The organism is Agrobacterium sp. ICMP 6402 (assembly GCF_009498615.1).
GTDB classification, from domain to species: domain Bacteria; phylum Pseudomonadota; class Alphaproteobacteria; order Rhizobiales; family Rhizobiaceae; genus Agrobacterium; species Agrobacterium burrii.
The window spans coordinates 175,178-190,482 of record NZ_QSNV01000011.1 but is presented as its reverse complement, the minus strand read 5'-3'; the positions used below and the strand labels follow the sequence as shown (position 1 = coordinate 190,482).

10 protein-coding genes are annotated in these 15,305 nt (G+C 60.8%); 7 read left to right on the top strand and 3 right to left on the bottom strand.

Features of this window, described 5'->3' with window-relative positions; translation table 11 throughout:
• Positions 1-393 precede the first annotated feature (393 nt).
• From bcsN to DXT96_RS23260, 5 genes are all read left to right on the top strand, one after another.
• Complete coding sequence (gene bcsN / locus DXT96_RS23280) at positions 394-1,389, top strand: cellulose biosynthesis protein BcsN (protein WP_371418980.1); 996 nt, start codon at positions 394-396, stop codon at positions 1,387-1,389.
• A 97-nt stretch (positions 1,390-1,486) separates the two neighbouring features.
• Positions 1,487-3,676 (top strand): UDP-forming cellulose synthase catalytic subunit, encoded by a 2,190-nt coding sequence (bcsA, locus tag DXT96_RS23275; protein ID WP_153516664.1) that lies wholly within the window; start codon positions 1,487-1,489, stop codon positions 3,674-3,676.
• Positions 3,673-6,177 carry a cellulose biosynthesis cyclic di-GMP-binding regulatory protein BcsB gene (locus DXT96_RS23270; RefSeq protein ID WP_153516663.1) on the top strand — a complete coding sequence of 835 codons (2,505 nt, stop codon included), beginning with the start codon at positions 3,673-3,675 and terminating at the stop codon, positions 6,175-6,177. The genes bcsA and DXT96_RS23270 overlap by 4 nt, the downstream gene beginning before the upstream one ends.
• Positions 6,174-7,229, top strand: coding sequence for a glycosyl hydrolase family 8 (locus DXT96_RS23265; protein WP_153516662.1), 1,056 nt, complete (start codon positions 6,174-6,176; stop codon positions 7,227-7,229). Before DXT96_RS23270 ends, DXT96_RS23265 begins: the two co-directional genes overlap by 4 nt.
• Positions 7,220-9,568 carry a cellulose synthase gene (locus tag DXT96_RS23260; RefSeq protein ID WP_194287720.1) on the top strand — a complete coding sequence of 783 codons (2,349 nt, stop codon included), beginning with the start codon at positions 7,220-7,222 and terminating at the stop codon, positions 9,566-9,568. The genes DXT96_RS23265 and DXT96_RS23260 overlap by 10 nt, the downstream gene beginning before the upstream one ends.
• Positions 9,569-9,595: 27 nt before the next feature.
• Here the strand turns inward: DXT96_RS23260 and DXT96_RS23255 are convergent, their stop codons facing one another.
• Both DXT96_RS23255 and DXT96_RS23250 read right to left on the bottom strand, forming a co-directional pair.
• Positions 9,596-10,750: an amidohydrolase gene (locus DXT96_RS23255; protein ID WP_153516661.1), complete on the bottom strand. Its 1,155-nt coding sequence runs from the start codon at positions 10,748-10,750 to the stop codon at positions 9,596-9,598.
• A gap of 57 nt (positions 10,751-10,807) precedes the next feature.
• Positions 10,808-12,454, bottom strand: a complete 1,647-nt coding sequence (locus DXT96_RS23250; protein ID WP_153516660.1) for a GNAT family N-acetyltransferase — start codon at positions 12,452-12,454, stop codon at positions 10,808-10,810.
• A gap of 234 nt (positions 12,455-12,688) precedes the next feature.
• On the opposite strand from DXT96_RS23250, the gene DXT96_RS23245 reads away from it, so the two are divergent.
• Both DXT96_RS23245 and DXT96_RS23240 read left to right on the top strand, forming a co-directional pair.
• Positions 12,689-13,423: an SDR family NAD(P)-dependent oxidoreductase gene (locus DXT96_RS23245; protein WP_194287719.1), complete on the top strand. Its 735-nt coding sequence runs from the start codon at positions 12,689-12,691 to the stop codon at positions 13,421-13,423.
• Positions 13,424-13,461: 38 nt separating this feature from the next.
• Positions 13,462-14,814 carry an aspartate aminotransferase family protein gene (locus DXT96_RS23240; RefSeq protein WP_153516659.1) on the top strand — a complete coding sequence of 451 codons (1,353 nt, stop codon included), beginning with the start codon at positions 13,462-13,464 and terminating at the stop codon, positions 14,812-14,814.
• Positions 14,815-14,859: 45 nt separating this feature from the next.
• Here the strand turns inward: DXT96_RS23240 and DXT96_RS23235 are convergent, their stop codons facing one another.
• Positions 14,860-15,297, bottom strand: coding sequence for an EamA family transporter (locus DXT96_RS23235; RefSeq protein WP_153516658.1), 438 nt, complete (start codon positions 15,295-15,297; stop codon positions 14,860-14,862).
• Positions 15,298-15,305 lie beyond the last annotated feature (8 nt).

Below are 15,305 nucleotides of genomic sequence, written 5' to 3'. Positions count from 1 at the left end.
CGTAATGTTCCGACCTCTTCGGCAAGCGCCTGAGCGGCACTCGGAAATTGCACTGTCATACGTCAACTCTCTGTTTTTACAGGTTAATAAAAAATAGATCAATAAAATACGTGATTATAGAAGCAAGTAGACCATGGGACATATTGCGCTGCAACCGTAAAATCATCGACCTCACGGTGAGCCAACCCGTGCCAATGCGATTGGTTCCACCGTCTTGTATGGCAAATAACGCGTCCAAGGTGATTCGGAATCCATAAAGTGTCAGAAATTACAACGAAAATTTGAGATTGCTTATTCGTAGTCCTCACGTATTTCGTAGCAATGGTCTCGTCACTAGTGATTCGGCCTCTTTTTAATCTGGGCGGCGTTGGGGCAATAGAGGGGCACAAGGCAGTGAAATTTTCTGCCTATACTTCATTGCTGTTCTCGATTGCGGTTCTTTCGGGCTGCAATACTCCCGCGGGCGTTCGTTCGTTCGGGGGCGCGCAGATGTTGTCTCCGTCGCAGGCGCTGGTTTTCCCGCCACCCGGTGGTCCGGAAGTCGTCACCGTGGTCAATCACACCTATTCCAATGCGGTGGCGCAGCAGATCATATTGCGCTCCGAGGCCGCGACACCCGGACAGAATTATATCAAGGCAGAGTTTTTCGGCCCGCAGCAGGCCGGCGATACCGATCGTGATGCTCTTGGTTTCAGCGGTTTTAGGGCAGCCTCCGTCGCGCGGGAAATCCGCACGGAGTTTCCGGGTCAAAACATCGCCATGTCGGCAAATTACCTGCAGAACGGCTATGGCGCGTTTTCTTATGCCGCCGGCAGCGGCCGGGGCGACGATACCTGCCTTTATGGCTGGCAGGATATACGCTCGCCGGAAAGCATGCGGCAGGATTTCCGCAATCTCGGCCGCATCAAGGTGCGGCTGCGCCTTTGCCAATCCGGCGCGAGTGTCGAGCGGCTTCTGGCGGTCATGTATAATTACACGATCACCGGCACCTATGCCTCGGAAAGCTGGAACCCTTACGGCACGCCGCAGGGGGTGAACGCAAATCTCGGCCGCCCGGGTAATCCGGTCTATCCCCTGAAGACAAACGAGGTGCCGATGCGGCCCGGCGGCGAAGTGACCGGGAGCGTGCCGACAACGCCGCCGGTCCGTCGCGCTGTCGCCGTCGCACCGGCTCAGCCGGAACCGCAGCCGCTGCCTCCGGTCGCGACGGTCAGCATTCCGTCGCCCGCGTCAGTCGGATCACCCGTCCAGTCCGCAAGGCCGACGATGGCAGGCAGGCGGGCCGGAAACACACCGGTGGAGGGCGGTCAGCCGCCATCGCAGGTTCCGCAGGTCGCCATTCCGTCGCCTGCATGCCTGTCCGGTTCGGGAGGGGTTCAGGGATGCTGATGATCTGTGGAGCCGCAGCGAAAGAAGATGTCGAGGCGCAGGTCGCCCATATTCCGGGCGTTAATGCCGGGTGGGGAAGAGAACGGAAAGTTGTCGGATGAACAAGGCCATCACAGTTATTGTCTGGTTGCTTGTGTCGCTTTGCGTTCTGGCCATCGTCACGATGCCCGTCAGCCTGCAGACGCATCTGGTCGCCACCGCGATCTCGCTCGTTCTTCTGGCGACCATCAAAGGATTTAGCGGGCAGGGGGCCTGGCGTCTGGTGGCCCTGGGTTTCGGCACGGCCATCGTTCTGCGTTACGTCTACTGGCGCACCACCAGCACGCTGCCGCCCGTCAACCAGCTCGAAAACTTCATTCCCGGCTTTCTGCTTTATCTGGCGGAAATGTACAGCGTCGTCATGCTGGGCCTCAGTCTCGTCATCGTCTCCATGCCGCTGCCGTCGCGCAAGACGCGGCCCGGCTCGCCGGACTATCGGCCGACTGTCGACGTCTTCGTGCCGAGTTATAATGAAGATGCGGAGCTTCTGGCCAACACGCTGGCGGCAGCCAAGAACATGGATTATCCGGCCGACCGGTTCACGGTCTGGTTGCTGGATGATGGCGGCTCGGTGCAGAAGCGTAATGCCAGCAACATCGTCGAGGCGCAGGCGGCGCAGCGCCGCCACGAGGAGCTGAAGAAGCTTTGCGAGGATCTCGACGTGCGTTACCTGACGCGCGAGCGCAACGTCCACGCCAAGGCCGGCAATCTCAATAACGGTCTTGCCCATTCGACCGGCGAACTCGTCACGGTGTTTGACGCCGACCATGCGCCTGCCCGCGATTTCCTCCTGGAGACGGTTGGTTATTTCGAGGAAGACCCCCGGCTCTTTCTGGTGCAGACGCCGCATTTCTTCGTCAATCCCGATCCCATCGAGCGGAACCTGCGCACCTTCGAGACGATGCCGAGCGAAAACGAGATGTTTTACGGCATCATCCAGCGCGGTCTCGACAAGTGGAATGGGGCATTTTTCTGCGGTTCCGCCGCCGTGCTGCGGCGCGAGGCGCTGCAGGATTCCGATGGCTTCAGCGGCGTCAGCATCACCGAGGATTGCGAAACGGCGCTGGCGCTGCATTCGCGCGGCTGGAACAGCATTTATGTCGACAAGCCGCTGATCGCCGGTCTGCAGCCGGCCACCTTCGCGAGCTTCATTGGCCAGCGCAGCCGCTGGGCGCAGGGCATGATGCAAATCCTGATCTTTCGCCAGCCATTGTTCAAGCGCGGCCTCTCCTTCACGCAGCGCCTTTGTTACATGTCGTCGACGCTGTTCTGGCTTTTCCCGTTCCCGCGCACGATCTTCCTGTTCGCGCCGTTGTTCTACCTGTTCTTCGATCTTCAGATTTTCGTGGCCTCGGGCGGGGAGTTTCTCGCCTATACGGCCGCTTATATGCTCGTGAACCTGATGATGCAGAACTATCTCTATGGCAGCTTCCGCTGGCCGTGGATTTCCGAACTTTACGAATATGTGCAGACGGTTCACTTGCTGCCCGCCGTCGTTTCGGTGATCTTCAATCCCGGCAAACCGACCTTCAAGGTGACGGCGAAAGACGAATCCATTGCCGAGGCGCGGCTTTCCGAGATCAGCCGTCCGTTCTTCGTCATCTTCGCGCTTTTGCTGGTGGCAATGGCTTTTGCCATCTGGCGCATCTATAGCGAGCCGTACAAGGCCGATGTGACGCTCGTCGTCGGCGGCTGGAACCTGCTTAACCTCATCTTCGCAGGCTGCGCACTCGGTGTCGTCTCCGAGCGCGGCGACAAGTCGGCATCGCGGCGCATCACCGTCAAGCGGCGCTGCGAGGTGAAGCTCGAAGGCAGCGATGAATGGCTGCCGGCCTCCATCGATAACGTCTCGGTGCATGGCCTGCTGATCAATCTGTTCGATGGCGCAACCGCTGTTGCCAAGGACACGACGGCGATCGTCAGGGTCAAGCCGCATAGCGAAGGCGTGCCGGACACCATGCCCGTCAACGTGGTCCGGACGGTTCGCGGCGAAGGGTTGGTTTCCATCGGCTGCACCTTCTCGCCGCAGCGCGCCATTGATCACCGCCTGATTGCCGACCTGATCTTCGCCAATTCCGAACAATGGAGCGAGTTCCAGCGCGTGCGCCGCAAGAACCCCGGACTCATCCGCGGCACGGCGATCTTTCTGGCCATATCGCTGTTTCAGACGCAGCGCGGGCTCTTTTATCTGGCCAAGGCGCTGCGACCTGCCGCCAAAAGCGTCAAACCTGCCGGAGCTGTAAAATGACCGGCGGCAGAAAGATCAGGGGTTCGCTTATAGCATTGATGTGGAGCGCCGCCGCAACCGGTGCGATGGCGCAGTCCTCACCCTTCGATATGTCGCCGGAAAGGCCCGCGCAGACTGCGCCTGCGCCGGTGCCGCCGCCCGTTGTCGTTCCTCCCGCTGCGCCCAGCCAGCCGTCGCCGGTCCAGCCTCCGGCGATACCACCGGCGCAGCCGCCCTTTGTGGTTCAGCCGGCGCCAGTGCCGCAACCGCCGCAGCGGACCGCCGTTCCGCCTGCATCGGTTCCGCCCGTTCCCGTTCCTCCGCGTCAGGAGGGAGCAAGACCAGCCACGGCGCAGGCCCCCTTATCAGCTGCTGATAGCCGCCGACGTTATATATTGCCCTATGAGAAGCTCAGCCTTTCCGGCGAGATGGCCCGGCGGCAATGGGGTATCTATCTGACGCCCGAACAGGCCAATGCTGCCGTTTCGTTTAATATCGGTTATCAGAACGCCATTGTGGTCGCGCCTGAAAGCTCGAATTTTCAGGTCAGCCTGAACAATATTCCACTGGATGTGGCGCGCATTGAAGCGCCTGACGGTGAGGGCAATGTCTCCCTGAAAATCCCGCCCGGCGTGTTGCAGGTCGGCTCAAACGTCGTGACGCTCGGCGTGCAGCAGCGGCACAGGACGGATTGCACGATCCAGTCCACCTACGATCTGTGGACTGACATCAACCCGGCGAATACCTACATCGGCTTCAACGCCGATGTTGCCGGTGCTTTCGCCAATATAGACGACATTCAGGCGACTGGACCGGACGGCAAGGCCGCGACTTCGATTGAGATCGTCGCGCCGTCGCTCGGTAATCCGGCATTTGCGGATTCACTCCTGCGCCTTTCGCAGGCGCTGGCGCTCAGAACCCAGATGCCCAACCAGACGATCCGCTTCGTGACGGCCCCTTCCTCCGAGCGCAAGCCCGGAACACTGACGGTTCTGGCAGGTACCGCCCGTGAGATTGCGGGTATAGCCGGAACGTTGCCGCCGGAAGCATCGGCGGGCGCCTTTGCCGGTTTTGGCAGCGTCGCGCCAGGCGGCTTCTCGCCGCTTTTTGTCAGCGGCCCCACTCCGCAGGCGGTGCAGGCGGCCATAGAGACGCTGTTTTCGTCAATATCGCGCGCGCCCGGCGCCCAGAGAACGGCTTTTTCGACCCGCAGCTGGCATGCGCCGGATGTTCCGCTCATCACCTCGGACCGCCGTATCGCGCTTTCCGAACTCGGTCTCGAAAGCAGCGAATTTAGCGGACGCCGTTTCCGCAACGAGTTTTATATCGGCATGCCCGCCGATTTTTATGCCTCGGCCTATGGCGAGGCATCGCTGCTGCTCGACGCGGCTTATTCCTCGCAGGTCTTGCCTGGCAGCCATATCGACATTTACGTCAATGACGAGATCGCTTCGACGGTGCCGATCTCCAACAATGGCGGCGGTATTTTCCGGCATCTGCCCATCAACGTCACGATGCGCCATCTGAAGCCGGGACCGAACAAGATAACGATCGAGGCGGTGTTGATGACGGCGCAGGATCAGGCCTGCGCGCCGGGTGCGCCGGCCAGCACGACCCCGCGTTTTGCCCTGTTTGACACTACCGAAATCCATATTCCGGATTATGCCCGGATCGGTCGCAAGCCGGATCTCGCAGCGATGGCCGGCGCTGGCCAGCCCTACAGGGCTGCCGGAAGCCCGGTCGCGCTCTCGCTGGACCGGTTTGATACCGACACCATGTCGGCGGCGGCAACCCTCGTCAGCCGGCTTGCGAGTGTTGCCGGACATCCGATAAATGTCGAAACCGTCGCCTCGCCGCTGGTGATCGGTGATCGGGATGCGCTGTTTGTGGGAACGATTTCGCAATTCCCGCAGGCGCTGATCAGCCAGTTCAATCTCGTTCCCTCCAGCCAGATATCCTGGAAAGTCGGAACCGGTGTTCAGCCGCCCGCGCAGAGCAGCGAAACCTTGTTCAACGACTGGCGGGAGAGGGTCGATGGCGGCGTCTGGGAGGGGCAGGTCTCGTCCTTCGAGGATTGGATGAAGCGGAATTTCGACCTGAGTTCGGAGACGCTACGCTTCCTGCCGGCGGCCGAGCAACCGTATGCCCCGCCCGCCAATGTCTCCTTCATGCTGGCGCAGGGGCTTAGCCCTTCCGGCGAAGGCGTCTGGACGCTTGCCACCGCGCCGACGTCGGCCGAACTTCTCGACGGTATGTCGGCGATAACGCGCGAGAACCGCTGGGGCGACGTCACCGGACGGGTTGCCGCTTACGATGCGACTGCGGAAAAGGTCGAAACAGTCGAGGTGGAGCGGCCGTATTTTTATGTCACCGGAGCGTTTTCGCTCTCCAACTGGAGACTGATCGCTGCCAACTGGCTGTCCTCCAATGTGCTTTCCTATTCGCTGGCATTCATCGGTTTCGTGTCGCTTCTGGGTTTCGCCACCTTCGTGATGCTGCGGCTGATGGGACGACATCGATGACGGGCGGGATTTCGAAACTTGCCCGCATTATCTGCCTGTCCGTGATGGCATTGATCGCCGGCATCTCCGCCGGCCACGCCGCATCGGTGTCACCGGAAGCGTGGTCTGCGTATAAAAACGCCTTTCTCGATCCCGGCGGGCGCATCATCGATACCGGCAACGGCAATATCAGCCACAGCGAAGGGCAGGGTTACGGCATGTGGCTTGCCGTGCTCTCCGACAACCTTGCCGATTTCGAACTGATCTGGAGCTTCACCCGCACGGAGCTGCTGGTGCGCGACGACGGGCTTTCCGCCTGGAAATGGGATCCGCGCACCCGGCCGCACGTCACTGACATCAATAACGCGACCGATGGCGATATCCTGATCGCCTATGCGCTGGCGCTCGCCGCCGGCCAGTGGAACCGGCAGGATTATGCCGAAGCGTCCGCAGCCATCGCAAACGCCATCCTCAAAAAAACAGTGGTGCAGCGTGGTGGTAGAACGCTGCTTTTGCCGGCTGGCAGCGGGTTTGGTGAAAATGACAGGGCCGATGGCCCGGTGGTCAATCCATCCTATCTGATTTTCGAAGCCTTTCCGGTGCTCGACCTGGTTGCGCCATCACCGCTCTGGAAGGCGCTTGCCGATGATGGCGTGGCGCAGGTCGGCGCATTCACCTTCGGCGACAGAAAATTGCCGGCCGACTGGGTATCGGTGAAAACGAAGCCGCAGCCGGCGGCGGGTTTTCCTCCGGAATTCGGTTATAATGCGGTGCGCATACCGCTTTACCTCTCAAGGGCGAAAATGGGAGTACCGGAACTGCTGGCGCGGCTGAAAGACGGCATGGCGCTGGAAAGCGGTGCGGCCGGAACCTTCGATCTGAAGAGCGGAGCGGTCAAGGACGTCCTGTCGGACCCCGGCTACCGCATCATTCCGGCGCTGGCGGCCTGCGTTGCCGGCGGTCCGGCCATTCCCGCCGAACTTAAAAGCTTCCAGCCAACACTTTATTATCCTTCCACATTGCATCTTCTGGCATTGTCGTTTCTGGCGAGGAATAACGGGGAATGCCGATGAACAAGCCACTGTCGACCTCGGCTCTCATCCTGCTTCTGATTGCGCTTGCCGCCTTCCACTGGCGCGACAGCATTCTTGGACGAGTGTCTGATGTGCACACCTCGGCGGTGGGCGACAACCGCGCGGTGCCGCGTATGTCTCCGACAGCGGCCAATCCGGCGCAGATCAACGCCTTCGTCAAAAATCGCGAGATGGCGCAGGTGACGCCGCCTGTCACGGTGCCGGCCGCAACGCCGCCGGTAACGGTGCCGGCGATGGACCGCCCGCCGCAGGCCGGCTGGCAATCACCACAGCCGCAAATGGCGCAGGCTCCCACTCCCCGCGCGGCTGAGCCGGCTGCGGCCAATATGCCCGAGGTCGATCTCAGCGCGCTGCGTTATTTCGCTGCGAGGGGCGATACCCAGCGCCTTCAGGCCGAGATTGCCCGGCTACGCACGCTTTATCCGAACTGGACGCCACCGGCCGATCCGCTCGCCATTCCAGAAAATGGCGATCCCAAACTCGATGCCATGTGGCAGCTTTATACTGATGGCCGCTACGCCGAAGTGCGAAAGGCGATTGCCGACCGCCAGCAGGCGGAACCCGGCTGGCAGCCGCCAGACAATCTGACCGGCATGCTTTCCCTTGCCGAGGCCCGCCAGCGGCTCGTCAATGCGTCTGATCTCAAGCAATATGCGACGGTGGTTGATGCGGCGGCAAACAATCCCGGCCTGCTGACCTGCAGCGAAGTCGATGTTTTGTGGCGGGTGGCGGATGCCTTCGCCAATACCGACCGCATGGGGCGGGCGCGGGACGCCTATCTCTACATTCTCAACAATTGCACGATGCCAAGCGACAGGCTTGCCACGGTGCAGAAGGCATCGGCGCTTTTGCCGGCGGAGATGATGAGTGAGCTGCTGGCCAAGGAAAAGCCCAGCGCTGATGGCCAGCTGGAATTCGAACCGGTCAAGAACGATCTCGCCCGCCAGTTCGTGGCGAAGGCGGGGGAGAAGGAGGGCATTTCCGTCCCTTCCGCTTACCTGATGCGGCTTGAAAGACTTGCCGAGACCGACAAGCTGGCCAGCGACGCCCTGCTGCTCGGCTGGTACAATATTCGCCAGAAGAACATGGCGGAGGCGGAAAAATGGTTCCGCAAGGCGCGGGAAGAAGAAGACAGCGCTTCTGCTTCTCAAGGCTTGGCGCTGGCCTTGATCGACCGCAACGAGCCGCGTGAAGCCGAAGACGTCATGCATAAATGGCGCACCTCCTCCGATGACGCGCTCGCCACCTATCTTGCCGCAACTGCCAATCTTCTGGCGCTTGAACCGCCTGTCGTGCTGCCGCCGGATGTGCTGCAACGCATCGCTGCCGAAACGGTGGCGCGCAAGGATGCGGCGACGGCGCAGCAATTCGGCTGGTATTCGCTCGCTTTCCGGCAGACGCCGCTTGCCTTGCAATGGTTCAGTACCGCGCTTGGCTGGAAACCGGATGACGAACCTTCGGCCTATGGCGTGGCGCTCAGCTATCATGACCTGCGCAATCTGGCCGGTCTGCGTGGCATCCAGCAGCAATGGGCAAGCCGCTCGCAGCGCATTGCCGATGTGGGAACCGCACGCATGGTGGATCAGTCCGGGCAACCGCTGGCGCCGGTAACCGCACCGCCTGTTGCCGCAGCCTCTCCGACGACAGCACCGGCACCCTATGCGCCGCAGGCGGAGACAGCGGTGGTGTACAGTCAACCAACCGTTCAGCAATCGGCTCCGGAGCCTTCGCGCAAGCAGGCACGCCGCCCGACGCAAGCGCAACGGGAAGCCAGCGCCGCATCGCGCCCCCGTTCCTGCGCAGCCTATCCCGATCCGCAGCGACTGCCGCCGCAGCAGGCGCTCGATCTTGGCTGGTGCCTGATGGAGACCAACCGGCCGGCGGAGGCCCTGAAAGCCTTCGAATCCGCCATTGAAGGTGGCCAGTCGATGGTAAAAAGCGATGCGGCCTATGGCCAGAGCCTTGCCTATCTGCGCATGGGGCTGACGGACCATGCGGCCGTTTCGGCGACGAAATCGGGCATGGATCGCCCGCGCGCGACCGAGTTGCAGGTCTCGATCCTGGCGGACAGGGCGGTTTCCGCCTTCCAGTCGAAACGCTATGCGGAAACGCTGCTGCTGCTCGATCAGCGTTCACGGCTTGCTGATGAGCGTGCCGATCTGATGGTGCTGCGCGGTTATTCCTATCTTGCCATGCGCCGTTACGGTGACGCCGCGCAGATTTTCGAAAGCCTGACGTCGATCGGCAATAAGGACGGCATCCGCGGACTGGCCGCGGTGCGCGCCGCCCGGCCGAGCAACGGTCCGCAAGGGGGCTAAGTTACGGCGGCCAGAGAATGGCCGCTTCTATCCCGCATCCGTCAAGTTGCGGATGATGCGCATGAAGATGCCAGCGCCGATGCCGATCAACGCGTCCGGAAAATCATAGTCGGGATTGTGCAGGTTGGGGTAGTCCTTGCCCGCGCCCAAAAAGAACATGGCCGATGACGAGACGGCACGGAAGCGGCCGAAATCTTCGGAAGCGCGCATGGGCAGCCCTTCCGAATTGTGGGAAATTTTCTCCTCATCCAGCGCCCGCAGGATGTGATCGACTGCGTCAGGCGCATTTTCGCAATGCAGGAAGATATCGTCGTAAGTGATATCGAGCGCCAGTTTCTGTTCGTCCGCCAGCTTTTTCGCGAGCGCTTCCGCAGCCGTGCAGAGCTTTTCCATCCGGTCGTCGGTGAGCGTGCGGAGCGTCGCCCAGACTTCCGCGTCGGCCGGGGAAATGCCGAAGGCCGCTTCGCCCATCACCGCATGGGTGATCGTCACCATCGAAAAATCGGGTTCTGGCGGAAAGCCGGAGCCAAGATCGGTCAAGGCCGGCATCAACTGCGATATCGCCCGCATCGGCGAAACGCCGTGTTCCGGCGAAGAAGCATGCGCCGTCTTGCCGGAAAGGCGAATCTTGATACCGCGTGAGGCGCAATTGACCGGGCCTTCCACCACGCTGACATGGCCGAATGGCAGGCCGGGAAGATTGTGGAGGGAAAAAGAGTAATCCGGCTTTATCTCGCCAAAGCGCGGATCGGCGATGACGGCCGCAGCCCCTGCGCCGGTTTCTTCCGCCGGCTGGTAAAGGAGGATGACGCTGCCGGTTTGCGGTCGGTTGCGGGAAAGGCCAAGCGCCAGCGCCGTCAGAATGGTCGAGTGGCCGTCATGGCCGCAAAGATGGCCCTTGCCGTCGGAGCCGGAGCGGTGTTCGGCCTCGCTTTTTTCGTGAATGGGCAGGGCATCGAGTTCGGACCGGATCAGGATCGCCGGGCCGCTTTTGCCGCTGTCATAGACCGCTGCGACGCCATGGCCACCCAGATCGGCAAGAAGCTTGTCAGGTTTTGCCTGTTCGAGGAAAACGCGGATGCGTCGGGCTGTTTCCTTTTCTTCGCCGGAGATTTCCGGATGGCGGTGCAGATCATGGCGAAGCTCGACGAGGTCTAGCATGTCCTTATTGGTCAGAAACATAAAAATCCCTGCAGGTTGCGGCCGGTTTTTCCTGCCGCAACTTACAGATCATTGCCTTCAATGCAAAACCTTTGGCGGGTGCCAGCGTTTGCCCGTTGTCTTGGTTTTGGTGGCAAGCGTGATGACATCGGCAGGCAAAGCGACCTTTGGTTTGGCCAGTTCCAGCCGTGCAAGGGCCGCGCGCGCTTTCTCGGCATATTCCAGATGCGCGGCGTCGTCCGAATGATAGTGCTGCAGCCTGTCGAGAATTTCGGCGCCTTCCACCGCCCTTTCGGCGGCGATGAGGGCGACGGCGCATTTATAAAGCGCCTCGCGGTGGAAAGGCGCGCGATTGGTCACCTGTCGGAAAGCCTCTGATGCCTCGTGATAATGTTGTTGCGCCAGCCGCGCCTCGCCGATGCGCATCCACAGCAGAACCGGGTCCTGACCGCTGGCGAGAAGTGCCAGAAAGGCGATTTCCGCCTCCCGGAACTCACCCCGGTCGAAAGACAGGTTGGCGAGACCAAATTGCGCGCCGGAATGGTCGGGTGCTGCCGCCAGCACCTGGGCAAAGGCAATGTTGGCGGCGGGTTTCTTGCCGGTCTTGTAAAATTTGAGGCCCTGTTCATAGACAAAACGGATACTGCGTGGATGCAGCGTGCCGCCGAGATTTTCGCCCGAGCGGGTGCGGAACAGCGTGCAACTGAGCTTCTGCTCTTCCGGTCCGAAGAAATATTTATAGGGCTCGTTGCCGCGCAGGAAGTCATAGGTTTTGAAACCCTGCTCGATGGCCCTGCGGATGCAGTGCCCGTGCAGCACGAGGCCGGGCGAAGGGGTCTTCCAGTTTTCGTCGCGGCCGGTGATGTAGAACAGCACAGACTTTTTCTGCCGGTCGATGATGTTGGCGAGCGCGCCGAGCGGCTGGTCGCCGAACCACAGGACAGGCACTTCCAGATCGCCTCGGATATAGACATCCATCAGCATCTGCCGTGTTGCGCCGATCAGCAGTTCCGTGCGTTCCTTGCCCTTGTGTGGCGCCCAGCGGATGCGCCAGAAGTCGAACAGGATATCCATGTCCCGTTTGATCGTTTCTTTCGTTGCGAAGGTGATGCGATATTCATCGCCGCCCTCCACTTTTCGCAGGAAGCGCCTGAGCTTCTGGCGGGTCTGGCTGCTCATATGGCTGTCGAGATAGCCGTCGAAAGTGTCGGGCAGGGCGACCACCGGGCAGATGCAATTGTTGATGTTATAGGGGTTGGTCGGCATGTTGTCGCGAAACATGACGAGCGGACCCTGCAGCGCACGGACCATCGCACTGTGCCGTTCCGGCGGGCCGGAGAGGTAGTCGAGTTTCAGTTCGGTCCAGTTCTGCTGGCGAATGTAGGAACAGAAACCGGCGACGGCGTGATTTTCATAGTCCGGCAGGGTGATGAAGCCGGTGTAATCCGCCGCTGCATTGCCGGCCATGACGATGCTGTCGTGGAAGCGGCCGGTTTTCTTGTCCGGCTCGGTGACGAGGCGCAGCGGGAAAAACGCCACATAGGGCGAGCCTTCCGGGCGTTCACGCAGGGCCAGAATGAACCAGCGCTTGCGGCGTGGCATATAATCCCTGAGCCAGCCCCAGGAGAGGAAATGCCGTGCATGGGGATCGGCCATGAACACCGCGTCCCAGTTTTGCCGGATCGCCTCGAAACCGGCGTCGGTGTCGATGATGTCGATACGCATTTTTGCCCCCTCCCAATACAGATCACAAATTCGGGAGACTTCATTTTATGGGCAAACGGCCGGCTTCAAATATTCCCTTCGGGTGAAAGGCGCCCATCAAATGGGATTAACCCGTGGCGGTTTTCCCGCCGGTGCGCCGCGACAAAAAAGCCCTTGTCCACCGGTTGTAACTCTCTAACATGCGGGCTGAATGTTCGATCGGCTCAACGGTCCGCATGGCACGGGAGTTCTCATATGGCAGTTCCTTTTATGCTTCTGACCGGCGCCAGCCGTGGAATAGGACATGCCACCGTCAAGCTGTTTCAGGAGAAGGGCTGGAGGATCCTCACCGTATCGCGGCAACCATTCTCGGAGGAGTGCCGCTGGCCATCGGCGCGGGAGAGCCATATCCAGGCAGATCTCGAGGACTTATCCGGCATTGAAGATCTGGCGGCCGAGGTGCGTTCCCGCCTCCCAGAAGGAAAACTTGCGGCTCTCGTCAACAATGCCGGGATTTCACCGAAGGGCGAAGGCGGCAGCCGACTTGGTGTGGCGGATACCACGGCAGACATCTGGACGCGGGTGCTCAACGTCAACCTCGTTTCCACGGCATTGCTCGCCCGCGCGCTTTTGCCGGAACTGGAGGCTGCGAAAGGCTCCATCGTCAATGTCACCTCGATTGTCGGCTCGCGGGTGCATCCTTTTGCCGGCGTGGCCTATGCCACCTCGAAGGCAGCGCTTGCGGCGCTGACGCGGGAACTGGCGCATGAATTCGGCCCGCGCGGCGTGCGCGCCAATGCCATTGCCCCGGGCGAAATCAACACCGCCATCCTCTCTCCCGGAACGGCGGAGCTGGTTGAAGCCCAGGTGCCGCTCGGCCGGCTGGGCACCACGGCGGAGGTGGCGCAGACCATCTATTTCCTCTGCTCGGACCAGTCGCGCTACATCAACGGCGCGGAAATTCACATCAATGGCGGCCAGCACGTCTGACGCCTCAGCCCAATCCAACCGAAACGGAGCCCTTACCGATGACCATCCTGCCGAATTCCGTCGAGGCACGCGACATCGCCTATCAGATGCACCCGAATGTCAACCTGCGCAAATTCGAAAAGACCGGCGGTCTGGTGATCGAAAGCGGTGAGGGCATCTATGTCACCGACAGCAGCGGCAAGCGTTATATCGAGGCGATGGCGGGGCTGTGGTCGGTGGCGCTTGGTTTTGGCGAACAGCGGTTGGTGGATGCTGCAACGAAGCAGATGCAGAAGCTGCCCTATTACCACACCTTCTCCTACAAGACGCATGGCCCATCCGTTGATCTCGCCGAATTGCTGATCGAGCTTTCGCCGGTGTCGATGTCGAAGGTGCACTTCACCTCGTCCGGTTCCGAGGCGAATGATCTTGCCGCCAAGATGGTGTGGTATCGCTCCAATGCGCTCGGCAACAAGGACAAGAAAAAGATCATCGGCCGCATCAAGGGTTACCATGGCGTGACCATCGCATCAGCCTCGATCACCGGCCTGCCGCGCAACCATGAAAGCTTCGACCTGCCGCTGGACCGTATGCTGCATACCGCTTGCCCCTCCTATGTGCATTTCGGCAAGGATGGGGAAAGCGAGGCGGATTTCACCGCGCGTATCCTGAAGGAGCTGGAGGACCTGATCCTTCGCGAAGGCCCCGAAACCGTCGCCGCCTTCTGGGGCGAGCCGGTGATGGGCGCCGGCGGGGTTCTCCTGCCGCCGGAAGGATATTGGGAAGGCGTGCAGGCGATCCTGAAGAAATACGACATTCTGCTTGTCGTGGATGAGGTGATCTGCGGTTTTGGCCGCACCGGCAAGATGTTTGCCTGCGAGACCTATGGCATCAAGCCGGATGTGCTGGTCGTTTCCAAGCAGATTTCATCGTCCTACATGCCGCTTTCAGCGATCATCATGAATGACAGTTTCTACCAGCCGATTGCCGATGAGTCCGACCGGATCGGCTCCTTCGGCCATGGCTACACCGCCTCCGGTCACCCGGTCGCGACGGCGGTGGGGCTGGAAAACCTGAAGATCATTCAGGAGCGTGATCTGGTCGGCAATGTCGCCCGGCTGGAGGGCAAATTTCTCGATCATCTGAAGGCGCTTGCCGATCACCCGCTCATTCATTCCTCGCGCGGCGTCGGTCTTCTTGGCGCGCTGGAAGTGAAGCCATGGGAAGGCCTGAAGGCTGGCGATACGACGCTCGCCATTGCCGCCGCTATCGAGGAAGAGGGTGTCATCACCCGGCCGATCGGCGAATCCATCTGCTTCTGCCCGCCGCTGATCATCACGGCCGAGCAGCTGGATGAGCTGTTTGCCGGCGTGAAACGTGGCCTCGACAAGGTCGCGGCCGCTCGCGGTTGAAGGTTTTATAGTTAGTGTCGGCCGGTTTATCCGGCCGGCCTCATCTTATCCCCTGTAGGCCACAAATACGGCGCCGCAGGCGATCAGCACCACGCCGAGCCAATTGGGCAACGACAGCCTTTCCCCCAGAAACAGCACCGCAAAGACGGCGACGAAGACGACGCTGAGCTTGTCGATGGGGGCGACGCGGGCGGCATCACCGATTTTCAGCGCCCGGAAATAACATATCCACGATGCGCCGGTCGCCAGACCCGAAAGCACGAGGAACAGCCAGGTGCGCCCCGAGACGGTGGAGGGCTGCTGCCAGTTGCCGGTGACATAAACCATCAGGCCCGCGGCGGCGAGAATGACGATGGTGCGGATGAAGGTGGCAAAATCGGAATTGACGTTTTCGATGCCGACTTTCGCAAAAATCGCGGTCAATGCCGCGAAAGCCGCCGATAGCAGCGCCCAGAATTGCCAGGCCAGAAACAGGTTCTTCATGTGGGGCC

Coding starts and splice junctions, on each gene's coding strand:
- DXT96_RS23245 (WP_194287719.1), top strand. CDS start 12,689: ATGGCAGTTCCTTTTATGCTTCTGACCGGCGCCAGCCGTGGAATAGGA.
- DXT96_RS23235 (WP_153516658.1), bottom strand. CDS start 15,297: ATGAAGAACCTGTTTCTGGCCTGGCAATTCTGGGCGCTGCTATCGGCG.
- DXT96_RS23255 (WP_153516661.1), bottom strand. CDS start 10,750: ATGTTTCTGACCAATAAGGACATGCTAGACCTCGTCGAGCTTCGCCAT.
- DXT96_RS23260 (WP_194287720.1), top strand. CDS start 7,220: ATGCCGATGAACAAGCCACTGTCGACCTCGGCTCTCATCCTGCTTCTG.
- DXT96_RS23270 (WP_153516663.1), top strand. CDS start 3,673: ATGACCGGCGGCAGAAAGATCAGGGGTTCGCTTATAGCATTGATGTGG.
- DXT96_RS23265 (WP_153516662.1), top strand. CDS start 6,174: ATGACGGGCGGGATTTCGAAACTTGCCCGCATTATCTGCCTGTCCGTG.
- DXT96_RS23240 (WP_153516659.1), top strand. CDS start 13,462: ATGACCATCCTGCCGAATTCCGTCGAGGCACGCGACATCGCCTATCAG.
- bcsA (WP_153516664.1), top strand. CDS start 1,487: ATGAACAAGGCCATCACAGTTATTGTCTGGTTGCTTGTGTCGCTTTGC.
- DXT96_RS23250 (WP_153516660.1), bottom strand. CDS start 12,454: ATGCGTATCGACATCATCGACACCGACGCCGGTTTCGAGGCGATCCGG.